At 36.4% G+C, this 24,885-nt stretch carries 27 protein-coding genes; 15 read left to right on the top strand and 12 right to left on the bottom strand.

Translation table 11 applies throughout. The annotated features are described in order from the left end of the window. Positions 1 to 74: 74 nt before the first annotated feature. Positions 75 to 2,027 carry a methyl-accepting chemotaxis protein gene (locus H4J52_RS02620; RefSeq protein ID WP_182224176.1) on the top strand — a complete coding sequence of 651 codons (1,953 nt, stop codon included), beginning with the start codon at positions 75 to 77 and terminating at the stop codon, positions 2,025 to 2,027. A gap of 74 nt (positions 2,028 to 2,101) precedes the next feature. Continuing rightward, positions 2,102 to 3,430: a CDP-diacylglycerol--serine O-phosphatidyltransferase gene (pssA, locus tag H4J52_RS02625; protein WP_182181489.1), complete on the top strand. Its 1,329-nt coding sequence runs from the start codon at positions 2,102 to 2,104 to the stop codon at positions 3,428 to 3,430. 18 nt (positions 3,431 to 3,448) lie between these two features. Here the strand turns inward: pssA and H4J52_RS02630 are convergent, their stop codons facing one another. Beyond that, positions 3,449 to 4,150: a 2OG-Fe(II) oxygenase gene (locus H4J52_RS02630; RefSeq protein ID WP_182181488.1), complete on the bottom strand. Its 702-nt coding sequence runs from the start codon at positions 4,148 to 4,150 to the stop codon at positions 3,449 to 3,451. Positions 4,151 to 4,289: 139 nt separating this feature from the next. Between H4J52_RS02630 and H4J52_RS02635 the strand changes: the two genes are divergently transcribed. The 3 genes from H4J52_RS02635 to H4J52_RS02645 all read left to right on the top strand — a co-directional run bounded on the left by H4J52_RS02635 (position 4,290) and on the right by H4J52_RS02645 (position 7,356). Beyond that, positions 4,290 to 4,685: a thioesterase family protein gene (locus H4J52_RS02635; RefSeq protein ID WP_182181487.1), complete on the top strand. Its 396-nt coding sequence runs from the start codon at positions 4,290 to 4,292 to the stop codon at positions 4,683 to 4,685. 180 nt (positions 4,686 to 4,865) lie between these two features. Beyond that, a complete protein-coding gene (gene ssb / locus H4J52_RS02640) occupies positions 4,866 to 5,489 on the top strand; it encodes a single-stranded DNA-binding protein (protein WP_182181486.1) in 624 nt (207 codons plus the stop codon). 259 nt (positions 5,490 to 5,748) lie between these two features. Then, entirely contained in the window at positions 5,749 to 7,356 is a 1,608-nt protein-coding gene (locus H4J52_RS02645) for a methyl-accepting chemotaxis protein (protein WP_182181485.1), read from the top strand. Between the two features lie 142 nt (positions 7,357 to 7,498). Here the strand turns inward: H4J52_RS02645 and H4J52_RS02650 are convergent, their stop codons facing one another. The 3 genes from H4J52_RS02650 to H4J52_RS02660 all read right to left on the bottom strand — a co-directional run bounded on the left by H4J52_RS02650 (position 7,499) and on the right by H4J52_RS02660 (position 10,371). Then, positions 7,499 to 7,690, bottom strand: a complete 192-nt coding sequence (locus H4J52_RS02650) for a hypothetical protein (RefSeq protein WP_182181484.1) — start codon at positions 7,688 to 7,690, stop codon at positions 7,499 to 7,501. 162 nt (positions 7,691 to 7,852) lie between these two features. Then, on the bottom strand, positions 7,853 to 8,977 hold the full coding sequence (locus H4J52_RS02655) for an anhydro-N-acetylmuramic acid kinase (RefSeq protein ID WP_182224177.1): 1,125 nt from the start codon (positions 8,975 to 8,977) through the stop codon (positions 7,853 to 7,855). 32 nt (positions 8,978 to 9,009) lie between these two features. Then, positions 9,010 to 10,371 carry a peptidoglycan DD-metalloendopeptidase family protein gene (locus H4J52_RS02660; RefSeq protein ID WP_182181516.1) on the bottom strand — a complete coding sequence of 454 codons (1,362 nt, stop codon included), beginning with the start codon at positions 10,369 to 10,371 and terminating at the stop codon, positions 9,010 to 9,012. A gap of 263 nt (positions 10,372 to 10,634) precedes the next feature. On the opposite strand from H4J52_RS02660, the gene tyrS reads away from it, so the two are divergent. From tyrS to H4J52_RS19825, 10 genes are all read left to right on the top strand, one after another. Beyond that, positions 10,635 to 11,840: a tyrosine--tRNA ligase gene (gene tyrS / locus H4J52_RS02665; protein ID WP_182181515.1), complete on the top strand. Its 1,206-nt coding sequence runs from the start codon at positions 10,635 to 10,637 to the stop codon at positions 11,838 to 11,840. Between the two features lie 360 nt (positions 11,841 to 12,200). Then, a complete protein-coding gene (locus H4J52_RS02670) occupies positions 12,201 to 12,479 on the top strand; it encodes a hypothetical protein (RefSeq protein ID WP_259367805.1) in 279 nt (92 codons plus the stop codon). Positions 12,480 to 13,265: 786 nt separating this feature from the next. Continuing rightward, a complete protein-coding gene (locus H4J52_RS02675; RefSeq protein WP_182181482.1) occupies positions 13,266 to 13,766 on the top strand; it encodes an RNA polymerase sigma factor in 501 nt (166 codons plus the stop codon). Then, positions 13,763 to 14,365: a hypothetical protein gene (locus H4J52_RS02680; RefSeq protein WP_182181481.1), complete on the top strand. Its 603-nt coding sequence runs from the start codon at positions 13,763 to 13,765 to the stop codon at positions 14,363 to 14,365. Before H4J52_RS02675 ends, H4J52_RS02680 begins: the two co-directional genes overlap by 4 nt. 1,118 nt (positions 14,366 to 15,483) lie before the next feature. Beyond that, entirely contained in the window at positions 15,484 to 15,597 is a 114-nt protein-coding gene (locus H4J52_RS19820) for a nitrous oxide reductase accessory protein NosL (RefSeq protein ID WP_259366715.1), read from the top strand. A gap of 180 nt (positions 15,598 to 15,777) precedes the next feature. Next, positions 15,778 to 16,317, top strand: a complete 540-nt coding sequence (locus H4J52_RS02690) for a DUF4136 domain-containing protein (RefSeq protein ID WP_182181480.1) — start codon at positions 15,778 to 15,780, stop codon at positions 16,315 to 16,317. Beyond that, complete coding sequence (locus H4J52_RS02695) at positions 16,310 to 16,792, top strand: hypothetical protein (protein WP_182181479.1); 483 nt, start codon at positions 16,310 to 16,312, stop codon at positions 16,790 to 16,792. Before H4J52_RS02690 ends, H4J52_RS02695 begins: the two co-directional genes overlap by 8 nt. 68 nt (positions 16,793 to 16,860) lie before the next feature. Further along, complete coding sequence (locus H4J52_RS02700) at positions 16,861 to 17,184, top strand: ribonuclease E inhibitor RraB (RefSeq protein WP_182181478.1); 324 nt, start codon at positions 16,861 to 16,863, stop codon at positions 17,182 to 17,184. 156 nt (positions 17,185 to 17,340) lie between these two features. Next, entirely contained in the window at positions 17,341 to 17,628 is a 288-nt protein-coding gene (locus H4J52_RS02705; protein ID WP_182181477.1) for a hypothetical protein, read from the top strand. A 194-nt stretch (positions 17,629 to 17,822) separates the two neighbouring features. Continuing rightward, positions 17,823 to 17,951 (top strand): hypothetical protein, encoded by a 129-nt coding sequence (locus H4J52_RS19825; protein WP_259366714.1) that lies wholly within the window; start codon positions 17,823 to 17,825, stop codon positions 17,949 to 17,951. Positions 17,952 to 18,004: 53 nt separating this feature from the next. Here the strand turns inward: H4J52_RS19825 and H4J52_RS02710 are convergent, their stop codons facing one another. The 8 genes from H4J52_RS02710 to H4J52_RS02745 all read right to left on the bottom strand — a co-directional run bounded on the left by H4J52_RS02710 (position 18,005) and on the right by H4J52_RS02745 (position 24,842). Beyond that, positions 18,005 to 18,643, bottom strand: coding sequence for a trimeric intracellular cation channel family protein (locus H4J52_RS02710; RefSeq protein WP_182181476.1), 639 nt, complete (start codon positions 18,641 to 18,643; stop codon positions 18,005 to 18,007). A gap of 5 nt (positions 18,644 to 18,648) precedes the next feature. Beyond that, on the bottom strand, positions 18,649 to 19,632 hold the full coding sequence (locus H4J52_RS02715) for a cobalamin biosynthesis protein (RefSeq protein WP_182181475.1): 984 nt from the start codon (positions 19,630 to 19,632) through the stop codon (positions 18,649 to 18,651). Positions 19,633 to 19,664: 32 nt separating this feature from the next. Beyond that, positions 19,665 to 20,375, bottom strand: a complete 711-nt coding sequence (gene mtnN / locus H4J52_RS02720) for a 5'-methylthioadenosine/S-adenosylhomocysteine nucleosidase (protein ID WP_182181474.1) — start codon at positions 20,373 to 20,375, stop codon at positions 19,665 to 19,667. Positions 20,376 to 20,473: 98 nt separating this feature from the next. Further along, positions 20,474 to 21,154 carry a DUF3313 domain-containing protein gene (locus H4J52_RS02725; protein WP_182181473.1) on the bottom strand — a complete coding sequence of 227 codons (681 nt, stop codon included), beginning with the start codon at positions 21,152 to 21,154 and terminating at the stop codon, positions 20,474 to 20,476. A gap of 154 nt (positions 21,155 to 21,308) precedes the next feature. Next, a complete protein-coding gene (locus H4J52_RS02730; protein ID WP_182181472.1) occupies positions 21,309 to 21,983 on the bottom strand; it encodes a DUF2726 domain-containing protein in 675 nt (224 codons plus the stop codon). 173 nt (positions 21,984 to 22,156) lie between these two features. Continuing rightward, positions 22,157 to 22,786 (bottom strand): dUTP diphosphatase, encoded by a 630-nt coding sequence (locus tag H4J52_RS02735; protein ID WP_182181471.1) that lies wholly within the window; start codon positions 22,784 to 22,786, stop codon positions 22,157 to 22,159. Positions 22,787 to 22,870: 84 nt separating this feature from the next. Further along, positions 22,871 to 23,440 carry a hypothetical protein gene (locus H4J52_RS02740; protein ID WP_182181470.1) on the bottom strand — a complete coding sequence of 190 codons (570 nt, stop codon included), beginning with the start codon at positions 23,438 to 23,440 and terminating at the stop codon, positions 22,871 to 22,873. Positions 23,441 to 23,582: 142 nt separating this feature from the next. Next, entirely contained in the window at positions 23,583 to 24,842 is a 1,260-nt protein-coding gene (locus H4J52_RS02745; protein WP_182224178.1) for a hypothetical protein, read from the bottom strand. Between the last annotated feature and the right edge of the window lie 43 nt (positions 24,843 to 24,885).

Consider the following 24,885-nt stretch of genomic DNA (forward strand, 5'->3'; position numbering starts at 1 on the left):
ACCACTCTATTTATGGTCAACTGTTATGCTTAAATACATCCGCATAACGTTGGCCTATAAAAATAAGAGTAATTATGTCTTCATTTCTGAAACCCGCAATATCACTTTCTAATGCTTTACGTTTTAAAGCCAAATTCATCCTTCTAGCGAGTATGTTTTTCATTCCTGTTTTTTTTGGCTCATGGTGGATAGTTCAAGAGCAAAGTGGCTTAATCACCCAGCATCAAGAACAGTTGCTGGGATTAACCCAAGTACAGCAAGCAGTAAAACTTGAGCAAGCTATTGCTCATAGTAGGCTTCAAGCAGACCAACGTAGTTCTATTACCAACAAAATTTCACAATTAACTTTACCGCCAGATATTTCAGCCTCTGCATTATTGAAAACGTGGCAGGGTTTACTTGACGGTGAAAATTCAATTCAAACCGCAGCTTACCAAGTTGTTTATGAACAAAGCTTATCAATACGTGAACGCCTTGCTGCACTCAGTGGCTTAACCCGAGAAAACGATGCCATCGCCTTTTATCTGGCAGAGGCAAGTAGTCAACGAATTCCCGCTTTATTAGAATACTTAAAGCGCATTGAATCGGTCAGTGCACAAATTATTGGTAATGGTTTTGACGCTGAAAATTACACCTTAGTTGTCGCGCTTGATAAACGTCTCGATGAATTACAAGTACAACTTGATAAAACGACCCTACAGCTTAAGCGCGTTGCAGATAATGAATTGTCTTTGTATTTACCTGAACACAAAAATTTTAATCAGCAACTTGATGAATATCAGCAAATACTGCATCAACAAATGATCGACCCTGATAATATTTCGTTAAATCAAAAGCAAGCAACTCAATTTGCTCATACGGTTTATCAATTAATAGAAAGCTTACTCAAAATAAGTGACCGCTTATTGTTAACAAGAATTGACACACTGACACACAAGAGTGAACAAACGTTGTGGATCTTAGCCATCGTGTTGATGGTGGTTATTTTGGTGATCAGTTATTTACTGATGGGGATTTATCATTCGTTAATCCATAGTGTTAGTGCCATTAATAAGGCTGCGGAAAACTTAGGCAAAGGAAACTTTTCTCAACAGTTATTGGTTAACGCTTCTGATGAGCTTGGCGACATCGGCAAAAACTTTAGCCAAATGCAACAAAAGATACATCACTTATTGGCTATGTTTAGTCGAGATATCAGTAAATTACGTGCTTCGGCAAACAATATTCATCAACTTACTGACCATATGAAGCAGAGTATTGCGCAACAGCAGAACAATACACACAACGTTGTTCAGTCAATTAATGAAATCAGCGGTTCTGTTCAGGTGATCTGTGATAATACAACAGCAACGCTGCAACTAACCGAACAAACCAGTGCACATGCTAATCAAGGCCGTAGTATTATCAGTGACACCGCACAAGCCATTAATAACATTTCAGAAGATGTACATACTTCTGCAGGTATTATTGATGAATTAGCGGGCTACAGTAATGATATTGGTCAATTTGTTAATGTTATAAAAGAAATAGCCGATCAAACTAACTTACTTGCATTAAATGCTGCTATTGAAGCGGCACGTGCAGGTGAGCAAGGGCGTGGTTTTGCTGTTGTTGCCGATGAAGTAAGAACATTAGCAAGTCGTACCCAAGATTCTACAGCTGAAATTCAACGTATTATTGAATTATTACAATCAGGAACCAGTAAGTCTGTGCAAGCGATGCATCAAGGTGTTGCTATGGCTCAACAAGGCGTTGAAAAAACGTTACTTGTAAAAACGACCTTTACAGAAGTGACTGACAATGTTGATGAAATTGTTGGAGCAACTTTGCAAATATCGACAGCGGTTAATCAACAAGGTGTTATGGTTAAGGAAATGGCAAAAAATACAGAAAGTATTGCCCAAGATGCAGACCAGGTTATGCAGTCAGCAAAAGATGCTGCAAGTGCAGGCGAGCAATTATTAGCACTGGCTGACCACCTTTCGCAGCAATTGTCACAATTTAAACTTGATGACCTATCGAAATAAAGTGACTGTTTGAACAAATAAGGTATTATTGCCCGTTAAATTAATGTATTCATAAATTAAGTGGATTTTCCTGAATGAATAAAGTGTTAGCGGGTATTCCTCTTTTAGCTGAAAATATTACTGTGTTATCAAGTGCAAAAGAATATGCAAGTGCCTTGATTAGATTAATCGAAAACGCTGAATCACGTATTTATATAACGGCGTTATATTTACAAAACGATGATGCGGGCCAGCAAGTTTTAAATGCCTTGCACCAAGCTAAGCAAATTAATCCTAAATTAGATATTAAAGTGTTCGTTGACTTTCATCGCGCACAACGGGGGTTAATTGGTGATACATCTGGGCAAGGTAATCGAGACTTTTACCTTGAATTGGCTGCACAATATAGTGAGAGTATTGCTATTTACGGTGTCCCCGTTAAACGCAAAGAGTTGATGGGTGTTTGGCACTTCAAAGGTATGGTTTTCGATAACACTTTACTTTATACCGGTGCGAGTATTAATGATATTTACTTACACCAAGATGAAAAATATCGTTTAGACCGTTATTATCAAATTCAGTCTCCAGCGTTGTGTGAAAGCTTTTGTCACTTCCTTCAACAAACCTTCGTTAAAAGTGAATTAGCGCCACAATTAAATGTTGATGTTTTACCGAATAAACTTCAAATAAAGAATATAATATCGAAGCTAAAAGTTGCATTAAAAACCGTACGTTTTAATTATTATGCTCAGCAACCACAATATTCAGCAGAAGAACTATCGGTAATACCACTGATTGGCTTTGGTCGTAGAAAGAACCAACTAAATCAAAAGATTCGCGAAACTATTCGCTTGGCTAATCAACGTTTAGTACTTTTTACTCCTTACTTTAATTTACCTAAGCCGGTAATGCGTGATATACGTTCAGCATTAAAGCGTGGTGTCGAAGTTACTATTATTATTGGCGATAAAAAGGCCAATGATTTCTTTATTGCTGACCAAGAAAAGTTTTCCATGATAGGTATTATTCCCTATATTTATGAAACACTATTAAAGACATTTCTCAAAAGACAGCAAAAATACATTGATAACAACAAGCTGAAAGTTCGCTTATGGCAGCATGAAAGTAATAGCTTTCATTTAAAAGGTATTGTTGCTGATGACCGCTGGCATATATTAACAGGCAATAATTTAAATCCTCGAGCTTGGGGATTAGATTTAGAAAATGGTTTATTAATTGACGATGTACATCAAAAGTTACTACCAACGTTTACTCAAGAATTAACCGTAATTAATCAACACACGCAATTAATTACCAGTTATTTAGCGCTTGAATCACAAGATCAGTATCCTGACAAACCTAAAAAATTATTGAAAAAGTTAAGAATGGCGCAAATAGATCGTTTGTTGAAACTCTTTTTATAAATTAACAGGCAACACTTGTTAAGATTGTGGCGTGTAAATTTTATCTGCGGGATTAAATAACATCCATGAAGTTAAAACGTACTTGTCTGATGATACGGGCACATTGCCTCTGTGGGTATGCGTAAATCCACAAGGGGCAATAACCATAGTACCAGCTTTGGGTTTGATACTTTTTTCTTGATAGAAAAAATCAGTTTCACCGCCGTCCTCTACATCATTCAAATAAATAAGAAAAAGCAAATTCCGGTGTAAGGCATTATTCTCACCCAGCTGTGGGAAAATTTCAGAATGCCAATAATTATAATTACCCTTACCTTGTAAGTATTTTTGGGCATTAATAGGTGCAAGCCTAAATAAATATTGTATCAAGTTTACTAAATTTGGCTTGCCGACCTCTTCAAAATTATCGGCAGTAAGCTGAACCGGTTTTTTTGTCACTGGGTGTTGGACGGTTAAAGAAATACTGCTAATTAAACTAAAATAGTATTTAGTTACATACGCCGTAATATGATCGATGCAAGCTTGCAAAATAGTCGCTAGTGCAGGCTGAAACTCAGCATGTTGATTTAAATAAATGTCCTGGCTAATTTTTTTGCTTATATCAACACCTCCACCGGTGCGTCCTGCATTTTTATGGGGGCTTTGTTCAAAGTCATCAATGAATTTTTTACAAAATTCTTGAGAAAGGGCATTAGGGTATACTTCAATAAAGTCAGTCATGATTTTGATAACGATCAATAAATATTATCGATAAAAATACCATAGCAATAGGTTATATTCTATTAACTTCGTGAGTTTACTTCACCCGAATGAAAAAAAATGTAAAATAGCTTTATTTAAAATTTGTGGAAAATACTCAATGTTCAGTGAAAAATTAATGCCGAGATTTAGTGATACTGATGCACTAGGTCATATAAATAATACTTTATTACCTGTGTGGTTTGAAGGAGCTAGAGATCCTGTTTTTCGTTTTTTTATGCCAGAATTAGATACAAGTGATTGGCAGTTGATTTTGGCTAAAATTGATGTTGAATTTCATGCTCAGCTCTATTACGGCAAAGAAATTGAAATACGCTCCTATATTGGTCGCATTGGTGGTTCATCGTTTACGGTTTATCAAGAAGCGTGGCAAAAAAACACCAAGTGTGCCTCTGGAACCGCTGTTATGGTGCACTTTTGTTTTGAAAATCAATCGTCTTTACAAATACCAGATAACATAAAGGTAGAAATGAATACGCACCTTTTTATAGCGTAATAATTTCTGTGTAAAATAATCAAAAAAAAATTTAAAAATGCAGTAAAACTCAAAGAAATTTTTTACTCACAGTGATAGAATCATTGCCACTTTTTAAAATTACATCGATAAATTAATTACTATTTGTCGATAACGTAAATCAGTAAATAAAATATTTACGCATAAAGATAGGATTTATTCATGGCCGGTGTTAATAAAGTAATCATTTTAGGTAATTTAGGGAAAGACCCAGAAGTACGTTTTATGCCAAATGGCGGTGCAGTAGCAAATCTTACTATCGCAACGTCAGAAACCTGGAAAGATAAGCAAACTGGCGAGCAAAAAGAAAAGACAGAATGGCATAATATTGTGATGTATCAACGCTTAGCTGAGATTGCTGGTGAATATTTGAAAAAAGGTTCAAAGGTTTACCTTGAAGGTTCATTGCAAACAAGTAAATGGACAGATCAGCAAACAGGTCAAGACCGTTATAAAACAGAAATCAAAGCTAACACAATGCAAATGCTAGATGGTAAACCGTCTCAAGGACAGGGTGGTGGTTTCGCTAGTCAAGGGCAGCAACAAGGTGGTGGTTTTCAACAACAAGCACCCGCACAACAAGGTGGTTATTCCCAGCAAGCCGCACCACAACAGCAAGGTGGTTTCCAACAGCAAACACCAGCACAACAAGGTGGTTATACTCAGCAAGCTGCACCACAACAGCAAGGTGGTTTTGCTAACCAAGGACAACAACAAAAGCAATCAGCTCCTAAAGTTAATCCACAAGAGCCTACGATAGATTTTGATGATGATATTCCGTTCTAGGAAACGTATAATTCAAAAGTGTTAATATAAAACTATATTAACCACATATAAACATCAAACCCAGCGTAATTGCTGGGTTTTTTATGCGCTAAATGTTACTGATTACCCCAAATAGTAATCTATTTTACAAGGTTGTCTTCATCTCATTATTTTCTACTAGTAGCTGTTAATTGACTTTGTTATGAGATACATCAATGTTTTGTTATGGAAATAACCTAGAGTAAGCCTACTTGTTTTTATTATCGGATTCAGTCACTTTATGTTTTCTGCATTATCATTAGCGGCAAAGATTAATGCTGCGCTAGTACTTATCGCTATAGCATTCTTAAGTACAACAGTCATATTTTTCTATTATGATGAAAAAGAGTTAAGTGAAAACTTGGTTGAACGCAATCTAGAAAGTTTAGCCCTCAACTATTTTGATGCTGTTAACACCATGATGTTAACAGGGACGATAGCTAATCGTCAGTTAATACAAAATAAAATCCAAAGCCAAAATGAAATTGTTGAAGCGCGCATTATTAGGGCACCTGCTTTAGTTAATACGTTTGGTGAAGGTTTTTATGATCAAAAAGCCGTTGATGACTTCGAACGTCAAGGCATAAGTGGTACTAAAGCGTATGATCTTTTTGATCGTGATGGCAAACCGATGATGAGCTTTATTTCTCCGATCCGCGCAAGTTCTAATTACCGTGGCACTAATTGCTTAACGTGCCATCAGGTTAAAGAGAATGAAATATTAGGGGCAGTAAAAGTGACGTATGATCTCTCTAAAGTTGACCAACAAATTATGAGTTCTATGACTCAGGCAGGTATTTTACAGCTCATTATTACTATTGTGATTTTCTGGTTATTAAGTTTAACAATAAAAAAATTAATTTTTAGTCGCCTTAAGCGACTCAGAAAAACCATTAACAGTGTCGAACATAATTTAGATTTGAATCAAGAAATAAAAGTACATCATGACGATGAATTAGGTGCGGTTAGTGTGGCATTAAATAGCATGATGAAAAAATTTAGAACCAGTTTTGTATCAATATCATCAGCGACAGATAAATTAATCGACTCAGCAAAAAGTGTTGATGAAATTTCTAACTTAATGCGGAAAGCTGTTCTCAATCAAAAAAATGGTACAGACTCTGTTGCAGCAGCTATTAACGAGTTAGACACATCGGCAAGTGAGGTACATCGTAATACACAAACAGCAGCAGAGAATTCAGTCTGGGCTCGTGAGAAGGCAACTCAAGGGTTGGAATTAATCGAAAAAGCTAAAGAGGGCATTGGTTTATTGCGTGATAAAGTGATTGATAATACCGCTATGATAGCTGCTCTAAGCGATAAAACTCATGAAGTAGGTGGTGTGCTAGAAGTTATAACAAGTATTGCAGAGCAAACAAACTTATTGGCTTTAAATGCAGCGATTGAAGCGGCAAGAGCCGGTGAACAAGGGAGAGGTTTTGCGGTTGTTGCTGATGAAGTTCGTTCGTTAGCCACACGTACAAGAGAATCTATTGATCAAATTCAGTTTACAATCAGAGAGTTACAAGTTGACGCAGGTAATGCGGTTAGCTCTATGAATGATGTAAGCCAGCAAGCCAATGAAAAAGCGGAAGATGTAACGAATGTTGCCAGTTTATTAGTTGAAATCACCTCGCAAATAACTGAGCTTGATGACTTAAATACACAAATTGCTAGTGCGGCTCAGCAGCAGAATTTAGCGGCGGATGAAATTAATGTCAATGTTGTCAATATCAGTGATGTTGCAGAAAAATCGAGTAAAGATGCTATAAGAGGCAAAGAAATAAGTGAGCAGTTACTTGAGTTAGCGTACGAACTTAACCAGCAGCTATCAAAATTTAAAATGTAAGATGCTCTGTTAAATGTCTATACCCTATGCAGCAGCGTGTGATTTCAGCATGTTTCTTACTTTATAAAATTTAAATAACTCAATAAATAGACCACTTATTATAAGAGGTCTATTTATGATGTGCTTAGCGGGATAATCTCTCTTAGTAATAAGTATCTTTTATATTGTGCGCTTGAGGGTCTTCTATGATTTCTTCAAAGTCTACTTCAAAGCTATCGTTTTCTTCTGTATTTGCCATGTAAATAGTGCGCGTTGAACCGTCAATCCAGGTTACCGTACCACTGCCTTTTTTACTGCCACATTTCATACCAATATGGATATCATTAAATTTCATTGTTCCTCCTCGGCCAAATTGCTGGTTTGATGTTGAATAACTAACCCAATATAACTTAGATTGATAATGAATGGATTAGTTCAATTAATTCGCTGAATGAGCATATTAATTTCAACAGGAACATTTTATTATAAAGATAAAGTGAATTAGGTCTAGAGTGAATTAAGCAAAAAACTCACAACCAAGTACTGCCGACTTTCTAGCCCCTGTGACTGCTGGGATATTTCCATAGATTTTTTTGTCATAAGCGAATGCTAGCCAAGCGAATGCCATTGCCTCAAGTGCGTTATTATTCAGCTTTAGTGCATGTATCTTATTGATGTTAAAATCGTTAAGTTCCTGTTTTATAAGCTTATAACAGAAATCATTCTCAATACCTCCTCCGCATAAATATACATCAGCAGAATTTGATATTTTTCTAATTTCTGCAGATATAGAGCAAGCAGTAAGAGCCGTTAAAGTTGCTTGTACATCAACCGCTGTTATTTTAAAAGGCGAGATAAAGTGTTCTAACCATTGTAAGGTGAAATATTCACGGCCTGTGCTTTTGGGAGCTAACCGTGAAAAGTAATCATCAGATAATAATTGCATTAATAGTGCTTGGTTAATCGTTCCTGATTTCCCCCAGTCGCCATTATTGTCGAATCTATCGCCAGAGTGCTTAAAACACCATGCATCTAACAGTGCGTTTCCTGGGCCTGTGTCAAAGCCTAATACATTTCTTGTCGAATCTTTTTTGGGAAGAAAAGTAAGATTAGCGATGCCCCCTATATTTACTAAAAATGTATCGCGTTGAGCCGGAGGGAGTAAAAATTGATGAAATGCAGGCACCAAAGGGGCTCCTTGTCCGCCTAAAGCGATATCCTTTGTCCTGAAGTCACCAATAACTCTAATGCCTGTTAATACGGCTAAGGTTTGATTACAACCCAATTGTAAAGTAAAAGGTGCTTCTATTTCTGAATTTTGAGTGGGGCGATGACGAATAGTTTGTCCATGATTACCGATGGCAATAATATCATCAGGGACTAATTCTTCTTGTTTGAGTAACGCTTTAATCGCGTCGCTAAATTGATGGGCAAGCGTTATGTCGAGTGAGAAGGCCCGGTCTATTTCATTATTGCTTGGCAGATAAAGCTCAGTAATATTCTGCCTTGTCATATTGTCATAAGCTTGATAATAACTCGCAACTAACGCAACATCCCCAGCATTAAAATCAACAAGCGCTAGATCGATACCGTCAGCACTGGTGCCGGACATTAACCCAATATAAAATTTAGCTGGTGCCATTTTTGCTCGCTATTTATTATTGGGCTGAGGGCTTAATGGGTTTGCATCGCCAATAATGCTTGTCTAGAGCCTGAAAGCTCTAATAAACGTTGGCTTGATAATACGGCAAATTCAGCTTTATATTTCTTATTAATCGGCTTGGCATCAGGCAGTTTTACCGTTCGAGGGTTACGATGTACACCATTCAGTAAAAATTCATAATGTAAATGTGATGCCTCAGACATACCGGTAGAGCCTACATAACCAATGACTTGACCTTGTTTTACACGTTGGCCTTTTTTCACCGCTCGCTTGGAGAAGTGAAGGTATTTAGTGACAATGCCATTACCATGCTGAATAAAGACGTAATTGCCATTATATTTATTATAGGTTGAGTGAGTCACTTTACCGTTACCTGAAGCAACTACAGGCGTGCCTTTATTTGCCCTATAATCAGTACCACGATGAGCCTTCCAGCGTTTTTGAATAGGATGAAAGCGTTTAGGTTTGAAGTTTGAGCTAATATACCTAAAGTTTACTGGCGCACGTAAAAAGGCTTTGCGCATGCTTCTGCCATCTGGAGAATAGTATTCACCGTCGGTAAAACGAATCGCTTGAAAAGGGTCATCTTTATTAATAAATTCAGCAGCAAGAATTTTTCCGGTGCCAATGTGATCGCCATCGACATAACGATTTTCAAAGACAACATGAAAACTATCCCCTTGACGAATATCTAAAGCAAAGTCGATATCCCAACCAAAAATATTAGCAAGGTTAATGATTTGTGCATCGCTTAAACCTGATTCTATACCGGCATTCCAAAAATTACTTTTTATAACACCATGGGCAATGGTCTCTCGCACTTCAACTGTTTTAGTTTCTTTAGTTGACAGGTAGCTGCCATCAGCCTGTAATTTTACATATAAGGTTTCTGTTTTGGATAACGGATAGGTCAGTGCTGCGAGATCCCCCGCGGGGGTTTGGCCGATTGTAAATACATCACCGACATTAATCCTTTTCAATAATTTACTGTACTTACCCTCTGCTGAGCTAACATCGTATGTAGTTCTAGCGCTATAACCCAAACGTTTGAATACTTTAGCTAGTGAGTCACCGTTACGTACTTTTGCGTTTGTCCAGGTTAGCGACTCGTTAATATGCGTTATGTTAGTTACTATTTTTTTTTCGGGTATTGATTGTGGAAGATCACTAGTAGCAGTCTCTATGGTTATATCTTGTGCTGCTGGCAAAGCTAACGGATAACGTTTACCGACTTCAAGTGATGTATCGTCAGTTTGACGACTCGCTGTTGCCTTTTCTGAGGGGATAAGCAGTAATACCAGCATAATCATGCTGAATGAGCTAATAATTATTTTGTGCTGCTTTGGTAACTGCAAATAGAATTTTTTTAAGATTTTCAAAACATTACAACCTAATCAGGGGTTCTTAATACGACAACTATCGTTTACTATATCAAAAAAAAGCGTGGAGTAAAATTTTATTGCTGAAAACGTCGATGTATTCAGGCACTCAGCAATGCGTTTGTCATTAAAATGAAGGCGCAATATTTAAAAAATAGAACAATTGCCCTAAATATAAAGTTAAGGCTTTTAACCACGGGCATTATTGCAGTAGAATCGAACAATAAATTATGACTATATTTTTTGGAGCTAAGTCGATGACTGATGTCAGCCAAGCGTTTGCTGAAATTAAGCGTGGTGCAGAAGAAATTTTGCTAGAGAGTGAATTACTAGAAAAATTAAAAACGGGTAAATCACTAAAAATTAAAGCAGGGTTTGACCCTACAGCGCCAGACTTACATTTAGGTCATACGGTATTAATTAATAAGTTGCGTCAGTTTCAGCAGCTGGGCCATGAAGTTATTTTCTTAATTGGCGACTTTACCGGTATGATTGGAGATCCAACGGGTAAAAACGTTACGCGTAAAGCATTAACTAAAGAAGATGTGCTCGCGAATGCTGAAACGTATAAAGAACAAGTTTTTAAAATTCTAGATCCGGCCAAAACAACCGTCGCTTTTAACTCTACCTGGATGGATAAGCTCGGTGCTGCAGGAATGTTAAAATTAGCTTCTCGTCAAACTGTTGCTCGCATGATGGAACGCGATGATTTTAAGAAACGTTACACCAGCGGTCAATCAATTGCGATTCATGAATTTATGTATCCTTTAGTACAAGGCTGGGATTCAGTCGCACTAGAAGCCGATGTTGAACTCGGCGGTACTGATCAAAAATTCAATTTGCTGATGGGGCGTGAGTTACAAAAATCAGAAGGCCAACGGCCACAAACTGTTTTAATGATGCCACTTTTGGAAGGTTTAGACGGTGTACAGAAAATGTCTAAGTCGCTAAATAACTATATTGGCATTACGGATAGCCCAACAGAAATGTTTGGTAAAATCATGTCTATCTCTGATGTGTTGATGTGGCGTTATTTCGAACTATTGAGCTTTAAGCCGATGGAAGAAGTCGCTGCTTACCGGACAAAAATTGCTGAGGGAATGAACCCTCGCGATGTTAAAATTGATTTAGCAAAAGAATTAATCGGTCGATTTCATGATGATGCAGCAGCAGAAGTCGCTCATCAAGAGTTTATTAATCGTTTTCAAAAAGGTGCTATGCCTGATGAAATTGAAGATAAAGTCGTTAACATACAAGACGACAGTGGTGAAATTGCTATTGCTAACCTATTAAAAGAAGCCGGATTAGTGGCAAGTACTTCAGATGCCATGCGCATGATTAAGCAGGGTGCAGCTAAAATTGAAGGTGAAAAAATTACGGATAACAAGCTTCGTGTCGCTTTGGGTACTACGGCTATTTATCAAGTAGGCAAGCGAAAATTTGCTAAAGTAACAGTGAAATAATCCAAAATATTTTAGCTATATTTAAAGCCAGTATTCTTACTGGTTTTTTTATGACTAAAATAAGCATTCATGTCTTTCATCATTGTTGCATTTTACCTAAATGCTTTTATAAATTGTGATCGGTTAAGTTCATAATATTAAAAGCTTAAAAAATCTTCGTCAAAAATTTTTACACTGTGCTCTATAATTGCAGTATTGACAGCATGATATTGGGCTAGCCTCTTGTTTAAAAACAAATTTTTAGTAGTGGAATGATTTATGCTTAAATATAGCTAGTCGAGTTAAAATAATTAACTGACAAATTCCACTCATTTAAGTTGTAGAGTTATCATTTTGTTGAACCAAATAGTAAATATAGTATTGAGCCGCAATATGGAAAATAAGTCTAATAGAAATAGCTTAATTGAACGGCGGCAGTATCTAGTTGGGGACGAGACAGAGCCCGAACAGAATTGGAAAAAATTGACGTTAGCACAACGTTTTTCAGCACTCAGTTTAACTAAATATGGTTACGAACTTGTGTTTACCCGCTTTACATCGATTGGTAGCACTGCTGTCCTTATGTTAAAAAATGGTAGACCAGCAACGATAAGTGAAGATGGCGATATTAATACCACGCCGGATATTCATATTAGATAGTGGCTACTTCCATATTCCCTCTATTAATTTAGCAGTAAGCGTAGTACATGCAACATATTTTTAGTCATAATACCTGAGAATCAATCAGCAATATTTAGGATCAGTGTCGTGGAGAAGTAAGGGCTTTAAGTTGTGATTCTTTATCGAGGTCCACTATAACTAACTTATATAGTTTCCTGCATAGCGAACTTTCTTAAAATTGGCTTTGAGACTAATTTTATTATCAAAAAAAAATACATTCATACAGCGACAATAACATCTATGATCGCTGCAAGCTGATACCTGCCGATGACATTTCACCTTTTACAACTAACTAACATCACTTAAGAAACTAAGTTAATATTAATAATTTCGTCTGTCCTATATTACAATCCGAACTTGACAGATAAGTTCATCCAATATTATGCAATTTTTTAAAATCAGTTACTTACTAATGAATCAGCGAACGTCGGGCTCTTTCGTATTCTGTATTATCTAAATAACTAATATTAACTGAACGTATAGCATCCATTCAACAATTAAAATGAACACGGAAAATATACTGCTAACCTCTGTTTAAAGAGAGGCAATGTAATTACCTTTATTATTTTAAAAGGTACAAAATAAAAATATTTGTAATAAATCTTTAGTCATACCTACTAACGAGGTACCAATCATTAAGGAGATAATAAATGAATCATCAATCGAATATTATAAACCAACAACTTATAGCTTTGTATGAGCCTTTATTGTTTGTTGGACGCGTTGGCTTTTCGACACATGTGTTCTTGATAAATGCGTTTAAGCATGTCTGAATATCAACAGGACTTCGAGTCAATTATTGTAAAGTACAGGCTGTCTTTATTCAAGGTCGCTGCCACATTTGAAGCCGATCCTGTTATTCAGCAAGACCTGTTGCAAGAAATATTTTTAGCTATATGGCAAGCATTGGCTTCTTTTAAGGAGCAAAGCTCTCTGCATACCTTTATCTATAGAGTTGCTTATAATCAGGCATTAACCCACGTGACTAAACAAAGCCGAAAGCAAAATTATGATGAGCTTACTGAAAATATTGAATGTCAACATAGTGATATTGAATCTAATGTTAGTGCCACGAAATCAGTCGAGTATTTAATAAGAAAAATAGGGTTGTTACCCGTCATAGAAAGACAGTTAGTTGTTTTGTCATTGGAAGGTATTTCTTACAATGATATGGCCGAGATATCTGGCTTATCTGTAACAAATGTTGGCGTGCAATTAAATAGAGCCAAAACCAAACTTAAAAAACTACTGGAGAGAAAGTCATGAGTCAGCAACAAGGTTCTTGGAATAATTTACTTCAAAGCTGGAACGAAAATGATGCAGAAATCGACAAAAAGGTTCTATCGGAAAAAACTTTAATAGATCAAATAAACAAACAAAACCGTAAAAATAAGAGAGAAGCCATATTGTGTGGGATTGTAAGTATTGCATTGATTAGCTATATCATCTCAGAGATGTACTCAGGATTACCATCCATTGCTGATACTATTCTTTATTCAGTATTTTTAGTCTTGGGGTTATCCACGGGGCTGTATACACTTGCTTTAGCAAGAAGTTCCATTGTTGCTTCAACAGACAGTTCTAAAAGCCATATAAACGTATTACTTGAACAGTCTAAAAATAATCTGAAAGCCTTGTTATTCAGCCGAATTGTTTGTGCAATAGTATTTTTAATAGCCTTGTTCTTATTAGGTATGATCGTGTACGTTGCACTGAATAAAACATTAGAGTTTCAACACTACTTAGTCGGAGGTATTGCTTTAGGGTGCTGCCTACTTTTTGTTGGCATTTCTATCTGGTTCAAAAAAGAGAAGATCCAGCTAGAGCAACAATTAGAATTTTTAACTAAGCTTGAGCACACTTAGTTCTCGCCATGAAAAGATATTCTGGCACGTCTACGTACCTACTTTATACCATCACGAAAAATATGCTTGTTGATAGATTACAGCGTTCTTTGCTATGCATTCATTGACCATTATATCTATGAGTGTTGAGGTGGCGCAGGAGCCAGATACCAAATATGGATCTGGCATATTATCTAATAACCTATACTTTCTGAAATATCAAGATTATCATCCATCACAGTTCCTAAATACCTGACAGTGCTTTTAACCTTTCGATGCTTTAACAATAATTGGCATGCTCTCAAGTTTTAGTTTTTTATATATCAACGGTGGTTTCGTTCCTCTCATCGTATGAGTCCCACCCTGATTTTGATCTAAACCAATCAGGGAAACCCAACCATCAACAATCCTTTCATATTGAGATGTTAATAGGTGTTTTGATGGATGGCTACGAGATTTAAATAAATAATCCTTTGGGCTTAGTTGGAAATTTGTAAGGAAAGCTTGAACTGAATTACCTGTATTTTCAGTAAGTTCACATTGAATGGGCAATTTTTTTGAACAATAATAACTCGTTATAAAATAGTTTTTCTGTGGGTAATCCCCCTTATTTTAAGAGTTACTAATTGCATTCTCTTAATTCACTATAATAGAGAGTACTAAGAATATATCTATTAGGGCCCTGTCATGGCTTAACTTTATTGTGTGTATTATTTTTTGGTACTCTTGTCTTATTAACCAAGATAACCTCTGAGAATAAAATGGGGTGGGCATCATACACAGGAGGGATTGTCTTATCATTAGCATATATAATGTACATCTATAGCGCTGAAAATCAACAAAAAAGCGACGAACCGATATGAATAATGCTAAATTCGATCCCTTAATTTATAGGAAAATAGACATGAAAATATGTGTGGTGTTAGCTCTAACTGCTGAAATTGAATTTAAAGTGTTGCGAGAAAAAGTAGCAGTAAGCTAATTATATGTGCTTAATCAAACATTCAGATTTTGGACTGTAACGTTACTTCTGTACTCGTACACGACATGAGCAAGTCGCCATGGGATACCCCAAATGATGCTTACTTTATTGGTGCACGCAATGCCTAGTTTGTTGCTGGCTCAAGTAAAATGCGGCAATGGGTAAAACACTCGTAAGTTTTAGCAAACACGTTAATGCAACAACCTTTGCTGATGAATTCGGCGGTAAGGTGATTGATTTTTCGCAAGTCAATTTATCCGTATTAATGTAAAGTGTTTTATTAACACGTTACCGCACCTATTAGTTACACAAATAGTTGTAATTTTTTTTCAGCAAGGTAGTCTGAAGTTTAACTCTTTTGTGATTGATGTGCTTACTCTTGATTAAAAATACTCAGCCAAAACGCTTTCGTATTAATTTTTTTATGACCTTTTTATGCTTTACAGTTTGTATGCTTTTAGGTTGTACTGCATCTGAATCTGCGATTTCAAAATATCAAACCACTTTTAATTTTTCACAAGTAAACAGTTACGCTTTTTATAAAAGGAATTCTGACTTTAGTGAATTTCAAAATATCAGCGATACCACGCGAAATAGTATTGAACTGGCAATAGAGCAAGTATTAGACAAAAATGGCTTTATTTATAGGTTAACAAATGATGCTGACATTATTATTACGTATCATATGGTTAATAAAAACAGCAAGGAGCTTTTAAACTATAATAAAGGTGTCGCTTATTGTTCCTTTTGTTTACGTGGCGGCGAAGCACAAAAAGACAAAAAACAGTGGAAAATTAGGCCTGGAAGTTTAATTATTGATGTTATAGACCCAGAACAAAAACGTTCAGTTTGGCGAAGTGTTTATTATTTAAAAATTAATGACAAAAAAGATAATAGTACAGAAACACAGATTAAAATATATCAAGCTATTGATGCCATGATAAAAAAATATCCATATTCACGTAATCTAAGTACGGCTGATAATGCTTAAATGGCTAACGATAACATTGATAGCTGTTGTGGTTTTTGCCACACTTCTATTAGGTTTAGGCTACTTACTAAAAGAACATAAAATTACTACAATACAGTTAAAGCAGCAACTTGACCAAGAGCGCGCTGACAAAAAGCTAAAAAAAAAAGTAGAAAAAGAAAAACGTAATACTTTTATTGAAACATCCCTTGCTGACGTTGTTAATAAACAAAGCCTTCCCAGTAAAACTGCTTATTCGACCAAGCAAAAAATATTGATTGAAAATTTAACATGTTCTTCAAAAGTGCAATGTGTATTCGTTGAGATCCAATTTGCAGATTTACATTGTCCCTTTGCTATTAATAAGATTGGTGCCTCTTTAGTGGCCAAAACAGCTGAAGATATGAGTAAGGTTGGAAAGTGTCCTCGTTACCCCACCAACAGTCAATTAAGTTGTCTGAATAATTTATGTACCTATGGAGACATTAATAATTAACTCTGCTGTGGAGTTGCAGAAAATAGCGGTTTATAATAACAATACTTTTTACAAAGATATTAACCTTTATGACATTCCCTAACGATGAAACGGGCCAAGTTTTGGCTGAAATGCAAGATGCTGGTATTGATTTGTCTATTGTTCATCCCGTCGTGTTTTTTCAACTCTTCGAAAAAAAAGAACAAGCGCAAGCAATGGCTGACTACTTAACGGAATATGCGCCAGAAATTGAACTCGTCATTCACCCTGATGAAACACCCAATGTTTGGGATTTAGACTGTACCGTGAAAATGCTGCCTAGCTACGACGCTGTTGTTGCCCAAGAAGCACAATTTGAACAAATAGCCGCAAAATATCAAGGTTATAATGATGGCTGGGGCATTGATGCATAAAGTCATGCAGTAGTCTTTTGGTAACTTGCACAACTTATTATAAATCCAACATAAATAAACATCTTCCCAACATTTGTAAGACACAGTGTTGGGAACTTCTCAATCATAATAACGCCATCTTAATCCTAACGGGATTAACAACTAAAGAATGTTATTATGAAACGCTCAAATACTCTTGCCACACTATTATTAACACTTTCAGCAAGTACGTTTTCAATGAATGCTTTTGCCAATACCGAACTAGAATCACGACACACCGTAGGTTTACAAAATGGTGGTCGTGGTATTGAATATAAAGGTAAAGACACTGATGGTGAAGGTGTTGGTCTTAGCTATCTTTATTATAATTATCAATTTTCACCGAGTTACTATTTAGAAGTAGGTTTAGTTGGCGCTGCCGATATTGACGATTGGGAATGTAAAGAAAAGTCAGGAGATTCCTGAGATTGCTTTTCAGATTACGATAATAATTTTGACTTACAAGCTGATAATTTCGAATATGGCGCCGTTGTTTTGGCGCTAAAAACAGACTTATCTTTATCAAAGCGCAATCGTTTGTACGCCAAAGTAGGTGCGGCATTTATGATTATCAAATTGACCTAAACCACACGCGTATTGCCGAAGAAAGTGGAACAGGTTTGTTCTTAGAAGCCGGTTGGGAATATCGCTGGGATAACGGTTTTGGGCTTAATGCGAGTTTACAATATCAAGGTGCTGGGGACTTAGATATTGATACTTTCAATGTTGGTATTAGCTACGCATTTTAAAAGGATAGCTTATTTGTAAATTGCCACAATCGTCGGTATAAAAGACGGTGGTATTATTTCTTTTCTTCTGGCTCTTCTTTTTCTGCTATGTGAAAGGCAGGCAGGGAGACTCGCCAATATATAGCGGCGAGTCTGAGTGTTAGCGCCCCCAGTATGGCTAAAATGATAGCGACATCTTCCGGCCATGCTAAATAATGAAATAACGCATATAAACTTCCGCCTAATATTGCTGCTGTAGCATAAATTTCTTTTTGTAAGATCATTGGAATAACATTACATATTACATCACGGATCATCCCACCAGCGACGCCGGTAATAGTACCCATTACAACAGCAACAGAAATTGGAGCGCCCAAACTTAATGCTTTTTCTGTACCTAATACCGCAAATAATGCCAAACCGAAGGCATCAGCAATAAGTAAAAATCGCTTTGGAATACGTTTCGGGCGTCGAATAATGACAATGGTTAAAACAGCAGTAACTAAAATGAAATGAAGATAAATGGGGTCGGCAACCCAGAATACAGGAGTATCTAAAGTGATGTCGCGTATGGTGCCGCCGCCAATGGCAGTAACAGAAGCTAAAACAACAACGCCAAAAGGGTCAAGCTTATAGCGCCCAGCCATTAATGCACCAGATAAAGCAAAAACAATTATACCAAATAAGTCTAACCAGTAGAGTAATTCATACATGCGAGTTACCTATTGATATTAAATGAGTAAGTGAATAATGTCAGCATTGCTAAAAATAGAAAACAAAAATAAAACACTTGTCTGATACGGCTACTTGCATGAATTATATCTGTAGCTTGGGGTTGTCTACCATGATCATTGTAACTTGTTTTACGTAGCTTTATATTTTGGTACATTGCGACACCACCAAGCTTTATTTCTAAAGACAGGGCGAATACATTTAATAAATAGCGGTTATTTCGTTGAAAAAAGTAGCGGCGACTGAGCCTAAAAAATAAAATAAAATTTTTGCCAATACAGCCAAAAAGCAGTACCAATGAAAAAATACGACTGGGTAACCATTGAATAATATTAACAATGAACGCCACACTGTCACCAAAAGGCTGAAAATTACTTTGTTTATGATTCCAGCTGTAATGCATTTCAATCAGTAGTCGGCTAACTAATGCGGCAAGCGGGCCAATAAGCAAAAATATAAAGCTAATGGTGAATAAATTTTGCATCGCTCGAAGTAATAACATTTCAATACAGCTTTTCGCTAAACCCAAAGACGAAAGTTGCTCTGTATCTCTTAATAACCAGGGATTTAATAACTGTTTAGCTTCAAAGTTTTTGTTAGCAACGACTAATTTAGCAATTTCTTTACTGGTTTTTCCTAGATGGAGATCACCTAAAGCAAGATAAAGTAAAAAGCTCTGCCAAAGCCAAGTTGCTTCAACAAAAGCTTCAAATAACCACAGAATAATAGTTAAAGGTGCCAGTGTAACTAAAATAGCAATAAAGCCAGAGATAAAGCGCTGACGAGCACTGTTTTTAGTTTTATTGACCTTTTTAGCTAACTGATCACAAAAAAAACGGAAAAACCGTAAAGGTTCATGACTGGCTAAATAATGGGTAAAATACTTAATCAAAATCACACCATAAAGCATGACAACTGAATAGGCGAAAGGGCTTATCTCAATTAAGTTTGTTAGATTATTAGCAGTCATATTTAGTTTTTAACTTCGTGTTAATAGAGTTATTAATTTAACTGTTTACCCTGTAATGCCTTCAGCATATTCTCAACTAATTGAGATGAGTTCACGGAGGCTGTTTCTAAATAAGCTTCAAATGAGGTAGGAGACTCCTTACCTGCAATATCAGACATAGATCGAATCACGACAAAAGGTATATTAAATTGATGACAAGTATGCGCTATTGCGGCACCTTCCATTTCAACTGCGGCCATGCTCGGGAAATTAGCACGCGCTTTAGCAATATCTTCATCGGCGGTCATAAAAGTATCACCCGTTGTGATTAAGCCAAGTAATGTTTGTATATTCTCAAGCTTGGCAACGCCTGCTTGCGCTGCACTAACAAGTATTGGGTGAGGAATGTAAGCGGCAGGGTTTCCAGGTAACTGACCTATTTCATAGCCAAATGCGGTTACATCAACATCGTGATATCGAACTTCTGTACTAATAACAATGTCGCCCACTTTTAATGATTGCTCGAAGCCACCAGCAGAACCGGTATTAACGATGTAATCAGGTTGGAATTTATCAATTAAAATGGCGGTAGCTAATGCGGCAGCGACTTTACCAATACCTGATTGTACTATAACAACGTCACTGCCATTAAGTTGGCCTTGATAAAAGGTATAGCCTGCATGTTCTGTTGTTGTCGAATTTGTTAATTTTGCTTTTAAAATAGCAACTTCTGGCTCCATTGCGCCAATTATTCCAGCTTTCATATAATTATCTTTTTGGTAAATAAATGAGTATTGTAAAATTATACCTCAAAGTAATATTAAATTAGCTTTAAAATTTTTATTTAGCTGAACCCAAACAATTAATTAAGGTTTTCCTCATTTAATGTGATGGCTAATTGTTCCACCCAACCATTTATAATTACTTTGATACTGTCAATATTATTAGGGTTATCATCAACATTCATTTCGTCACTTTTACTGTTCATAATAATAGCAATTAACGTATCATTGGAGTTAGTATCAACAAATTCAGCTTCAAAACCAGCTTCACCAATAACAGCCTTTTGATTAGTGGCTAACCGGTATGCACCTTCACCCGCATTTATAACAATACGAAAAGGTAATACATCTAAAACTTCAAATTCCGGTGAACTCTCTTCGAGGTTGGTTAAAGCGAGTCGAATTAATAACGAATTTTTTGTCCCCGGTGGGACTATTTGATATTCATCACCGATTTTTTCTTTTAGTAGCTGTTCGAAATAAGCGTTCAATGCTTTTTGCTTATTTTCATCCTTAATATAAGAAGGCTTATTTGATTCCAACCACAGTTCTATCGGTGCGATAGCAATTTTTTTATAATTTTGTAGAGTTTTGAGGCTAACATTTTCTTCAGCCCTTACCCAAGAATTATCCATACGCGGGTTTGGTTTAAATAAGTCATAACTGCTTAGGAAGCCTGACTTTGAATCTGGTAATTGTAATTGGTTACTGCAGCCAAGAAAAAGAGGGATAATAGTAAAAAAAGCAATTAATTTTATCATGATGATAATGTCATAAAATAGACGCTCGTTGATGGTTTGGCAAGGTTATCATATTTCAATTGAGAAGATGGTTATAATTTGTACATTAAGATATGTTGATCTAAAAGATGAAAGTAACGCATTGACTCAATGAATGGGCAATGCTACTTATTTACTAGTGGGGTAATGCCGCAACTTGTGGTGCTGAAATATGCTGAGACATGGCGTTACTTGCTGATGCGCCTAATTGTGCTCGAGCTGCTATTGGCGACAATGCACCAACGGTTTCTCTATTTTTGTTAGGACGAGGCTTAAGCATAGGAGCAGGAATGATTTTTCCTTTAATTTTGGGCTCAGGTGGTCTATTACCTAACAGTCGGCTGTAAATACAAGCGCGGATTTCGTCGACAGTATAATTAGTTTTAACTTTTATGCGAATATGAGGAATTGAAGACGATTCTAATGCGCCACTGACAAACCAGTCTTTTTTAATTTTATAGCCCTTACCTTGCGTATCAACTAAATCGATAACACCACACAGTTTCATCGTTTCACGGTCACAGATAGCAAAGTCTAAGTATTTACTGTTTGCATTGGCTACCGCTGTTTGGCTTGCTCTGCTTGAAACACCATGACGAATAGTGACAATGTCAGCCAGTTTAACACGGTTAACAATACGGTACTTTCCGCCAAGCGCTTGTTCTAACAAATTCTGAAAATTTTTCTCTGCTGGCGTAAAAAGACTTTGCTTTTTATCAAAGGGAAAAGGAAAACTATTGTCATTCAAGCGGCTAGCTAATAAAGCAACAATAACAATTAGGCTGATCATGGCAAATAGAATTAATTCCATAGACTGCTCCTGCGGTTCAAATTCTTGACGGTACTCTTAATAACAGTTGAATAAGCAGTATTTGTGCCACAGTTCTTAATTTCGTAGATTGTTTTACCATGAGGGGAGGAGCAATAATAAAAAGACCGAAGATAATACTTATCTACGGCCTTTTTTAGGTTTATAGCTAAGTCTTATGAAGGATACTTTGCTTCAAGAGCGGCATAAAGTTGTTGTTGAAAATCACTCGCGCCTGCATCTAATGTATTAACTAATTTGGCTAATACTTCGTTGTCTTCTTCACCATGCCAAATCTTGATGTATGTACCTTCTTTATAACCATGATCTTGGCGGAAGAAGTTTAGTGTATTTTTGCCAACGTATTGACGAAATAATTCATCAAGATCCATGTTCATCAGGCGCATACAATCAGCTAAGGCAATAGCATCAAAACTTTTATCAGTTACTGCGGCAGATGCTAAGTTTTCTAAAGCGATTTTAAAATCTTTTTCATTAGAACTTTGCGTTAATTCAGTTGCTAAGGTATCAGTGATACTTTCAACCGTTGCGCCCGTCATTAAGCGAAGACTTAAGCCAAAATGAAAAATATCAACTAACTCTAATTGTACTTGAGCAATATCAATCTCTTGATGTTTCCACCATTTCCAACCGTGATGGTCTAACATTTCAGCACACTCAACCCAAATGGCGCGATACCATTCATAACCATTTTCCTGCCATGTCTCACTTACGCGAGCGTTCATCGCGTTTTGCATGGTTAGCATTTGCTTTATTTGATTTTTTGCTGCTGAATTTCCGCTCATTTTTTTCTCTATTAATCGTAAATTTCTATTACCACTATTTTGCCGCAGCAGAAAGAAACAAGCAAATAATCCCGGTTAATTTCATTAGAAAACGACAGCTAATTCAATTCCACTAAAAGTATTGTTTGCTGCTTGCCAGTTATAACCACTTATTTCACGAAAACGAACAAAGCCTGTCACTTTTAATCGTTCAATCATAAATGAACTCCCGATACCGACATAACCATCTATATCATTGTCACTGTAAGCTGGGTCAAAATTATTATTTTCGAAATCGGTGTTATATCTATTCTTGTGATGCCAGTTATTGTCATCACTCCGGTCATTAAAGGCAAGTTCAAGGAGATCAACACCAAATTCTACATAAAGACTAACGTCAGAAAAATAACCAAATTTCATCCCTCCTTCCCATGAGATAAAACTATGTTGATAATTGGTTTTATCAGTAATCTGAGCATAACCGAGCGAGCTGGTGACTGAAAATCCTAAGTAGCTATTAAGTGTACGATGAACAACTTCGGTGCCAATACTTGAGTAATAGTCGCTGTCGTTTGCATCATGATGAAGATAAATAATAAAGTCATTTGATTTTTTACCGTAACTATTGAAAGAAAAAAGTAGGTTAAAACAGATGAAAATAATAATTTTTTTCATAATAAGCTCAGCAAAATATTTGAAGCTATTTTCTTCTGAATGCTCGTAAGTTTCAGTGATCGAATCGTTAGGATATGCTGAAAAACTGTAAGTTATTGTCAGATTGATACTGACGAAATCGGGTCTTAAGCGGTGGCGTCATTTAAAACTGGGCTTTTACTCTAAGCCAAGCATTACTATTTTGTTGATGTTGGCCAAAAAAGGTATGTTTTTCGTCACCCCAAAACAAATTAGCACCGGCTGAAAATAACCACTGGTCGTTATAACGGTAGGTTACAGAAGGTTTTAAGTAACTGTCGTTGTCTGTTGGCGAATAAAAATTGAATAGGCTATAAATTAACTTTTGCTGAAACGCTCTGTACGTGAGACGAAAAGTTAATAATTGACGGTATTCATCAACTTCTGTTGCTGGTGTGACTGAATTAACGATAAATTCATTATAATGTTTCGTTTGCTCAACATAGAACTGCACGCTGGCGGTAAGGTTTTTAATGACCTCGCTTTCAAACCCGACTAGAAATCGGTTTTGACCATTAGCAACAAAGGGATCACTCCCACTATTATCTTCAACACTGTTATAGCTAGCATATTCAGCATTAAATAATCCTCCCGCTAATGGTAACCTAACACTTGCTCCCCAAGCATTCATTTTGGGAAAGTAAGGCTGTAATTGCTGGTTTTGATTTTCTGATATACCAACAGGTGTTGTCCAGAAACCTTTATAGCCATAAAAAGCATATTCGGTGCCATTCTTGTTGGTTGCAATACGTACTGAATATTGTGCCTGATTATTTTTTTGTACGCTAAAATCAGCAGCCGGAGCAACAATATCTTGCGCTTGTGGAGAATAAAAAGAAAAGCGCTCGCCCGTTAAATAAACATCGGGTGTGAACGCTGGCGTCCAAGTAAAATCAAGTGAATAACCACCGATATACCATGTACCTTTCGCGCTGTCTGAAGGGGCTTTTAAGTATTGATTGTCACGCCCTGAAAAGAATGATTGCCAGTTTTTAGCAAATAAATCATTTAGGAAGATATAATCTCCGGTACCCCAGGTCAAAATTTGTCGACCCACTTTAACGTCAGTATTATTACTTGGACTAAAACGGATATTTAATTCGCGCGTTTCCCAAAAAGTATCGGCTAATACATCGTCATAAATTAGCTCACCTTTTGAAACCAGCTCAAAAGACTCATGACTGTAATCAATATTTAAACGTGCTGTTATTTCACCTAGCGACAAATTTGATTCAACAATATTATTTTGTAATAAATAACCATAGCCAGCTTCAACAAAACCTGAAAGCTTCCAGGGTGAAACAACTTTTTCACCCCAGTCATCGCTCGCCCAATCGTCTAGTTCACTTATTTCTAAGTTACTGGCCAAGCTTTGCCAAGCCATCAGTAGGCTGCTTATGAGTAAAATATATTGTGATGATTTATGC

Origin of the sequence: Colwellia sp. MB02u-14 (genome assembly GCF_014076915.1) — a bacterium.
In the GTDB taxonomy this organism is placed as follows: Bacteria; Pseudomonadota; Gammaproteobacteria; order Enterobacterales; family Alteromonadaceae; genus Colwellia_A.

Bases quoted from the DNA above. Each gene is read 5' to 3' on its own strand.
- H4J52_RS02705 (WP_182181477.1), top strand. From the start codon at position 17,341: ATGAAACGCTCAAATACTCTTGCCACACTATTATTAACACTTTCAGCA.
- H4J52_RS02745 (WP_182224178.1), bottom strand. From the start codon at position 24,842: ATGGCTTGGCAAAGCTTGGCCAGTAACTTAGAAATAAGTGAACTAGAC.
- H4J52_RS02725 (WP_182181473.1), bottom strand. From the start codon at position 21,154: ATGATAAAATTAATTGCTTTTTTTACTATTATCCCTCTTTTTCTTGGC.
- pssA (WP_182181489.1), top strand. From the start codon at position 2,102: ATGAATAAAGTGTTAGCGGGTATTCCTCTTTTAGCTGAAAATATTACT.
- H4J52_RS02645 (WP_182181485.1), top strand. From the start codon at position 5,749: ATGTTTTCTGCATTATCATTAGCGGCAAAGATTAATGCTGCGCTAGTA.
- H4J52_RS02730 (WP_182181472.1), bottom strand. From the start codon at position 21,983: ATGGAATTAATTCTATTTGCCATGATCAGCCTAATTGTTATTGTTGCT.
- H4J52_RS02630 (WP_182181488.1), bottom strand. From the start codon at position 4,150: ATGACTGACTTTATTGAAGTATACCCTAATGCCCTTTCTCAAGAATTT.
- mtnN (WP_182181474.1), bottom strand. From the start codon at position 20,375: ATGAAAGCTGGAATAATTGGCGCAATGGAGCCAGAAGTTGCTATTTTA.
- H4J52_RS02735 (WP_182181471.1), bottom strand. From the start codon at position 22,786: ATGAGCGGAAATTCAGCAGCAAAAAATCAAATAAAGCAAATGCTAACC.
- ssb (WP_182181486.1), top strand. From the start codon at position 4,866: ATGGCCGGTGTTAATAAAGTAATCATTTTAGGTAATTTAGGGAAAGAC.
- H4J52_RS02710 (WP_182181476.1), bottom strand. From the start codon at position 18,643: ATGTATGAATTACTCTACTGGTTAGACTTATTTGGTATAATTGTTTTT.
- H4J52_RS02680 (WP_182181481.1), top strand. From the start codon at position 13,763: ATGAGTCAGCAACAAGGTTCTTGGAATAATTTACTTCAAAGCTGGAAC.
- H4J52_RS02650 (WP_182181484.1), bottom strand. From the start codon at position 7,690: ATGAAATTTAATGATATCCATATTGGTATGAAATGTGGCAGTAAAAAA.
- H4J52_RS19820 (WP_259366715.1), top strand. From the start codon at position 15,484: ATGGGTAAAACACTCGTAAGTTTTAGCAAACACGTTAATGCAACAACC.
- H4J52_RS02655 (WP_182224177.1), bottom strand. From the start codon at position 8,977: ATGGCACCAGCTAAATTTTATATTGGGTTAATGTCCGGCACCAGTGCT.
- H4J52_RS02620 (WP_182224176.1), top strand. From the start codon at position 75: ATGTCTTCATTTCTGAAACCCGCAATATCACTTTCTAATGCTTTACGT.
- H4J52_RS02700 (WP_182181478.1), top strand. From the start codon at position 16,861: ATGACATTCCCTAACGATGAAACGGGCCAAGTTTTGGCTGAAATGCAA.
- H4J52_RS02740 (WP_182181470.1), bottom strand. From the start codon at position 23,440: ATGAAAAAAATTATTATTTTCATCTGTTTTAACCTACTTTTTTCTTTC.
- H4J52_RS02675 (WP_182181482.1), top strand. From the start codon at position 13,266: ATGTCTGAATATCAACAGGACTTCGAGTCAATTATTGTAAAGTACAGG.
- H4J52_RS02695 (WP_182181479.1), top strand. From the start codon at position 16,310: ATGCTTAAATGGCTAACGATAACATTGATAGCTGTTGTGGTTTTTGCC.
- H4J52_RS02690 (WP_182181480.1), top strand. From the start codon at position 15,778: ATGCTTTTAGGTTGTACTGCATCTGAATCTGCGATTTCAAAATATCAA.
- tyrS (WP_182181515.1), top strand. From the start codon at position 10,635: ATGACTGATGTCAGCCAAGCGTTTGCTGAAATTAAGCGTGGTGCAGAA.
- H4J52_RS02635 (WP_182181487.1), top strand. From the start codon at position 4,290: ATGTTCAGTGAAAAATTAATGCCGAGATTTAGTGATACTGATGCACTA.
- H4J52_RS02715 (WP_182181475.1), bottom strand. From the start codon at position 19,632: ATGACTGCTAATAATCTAACAAACTTAATTGAGATAAGCCCTTTCGCC.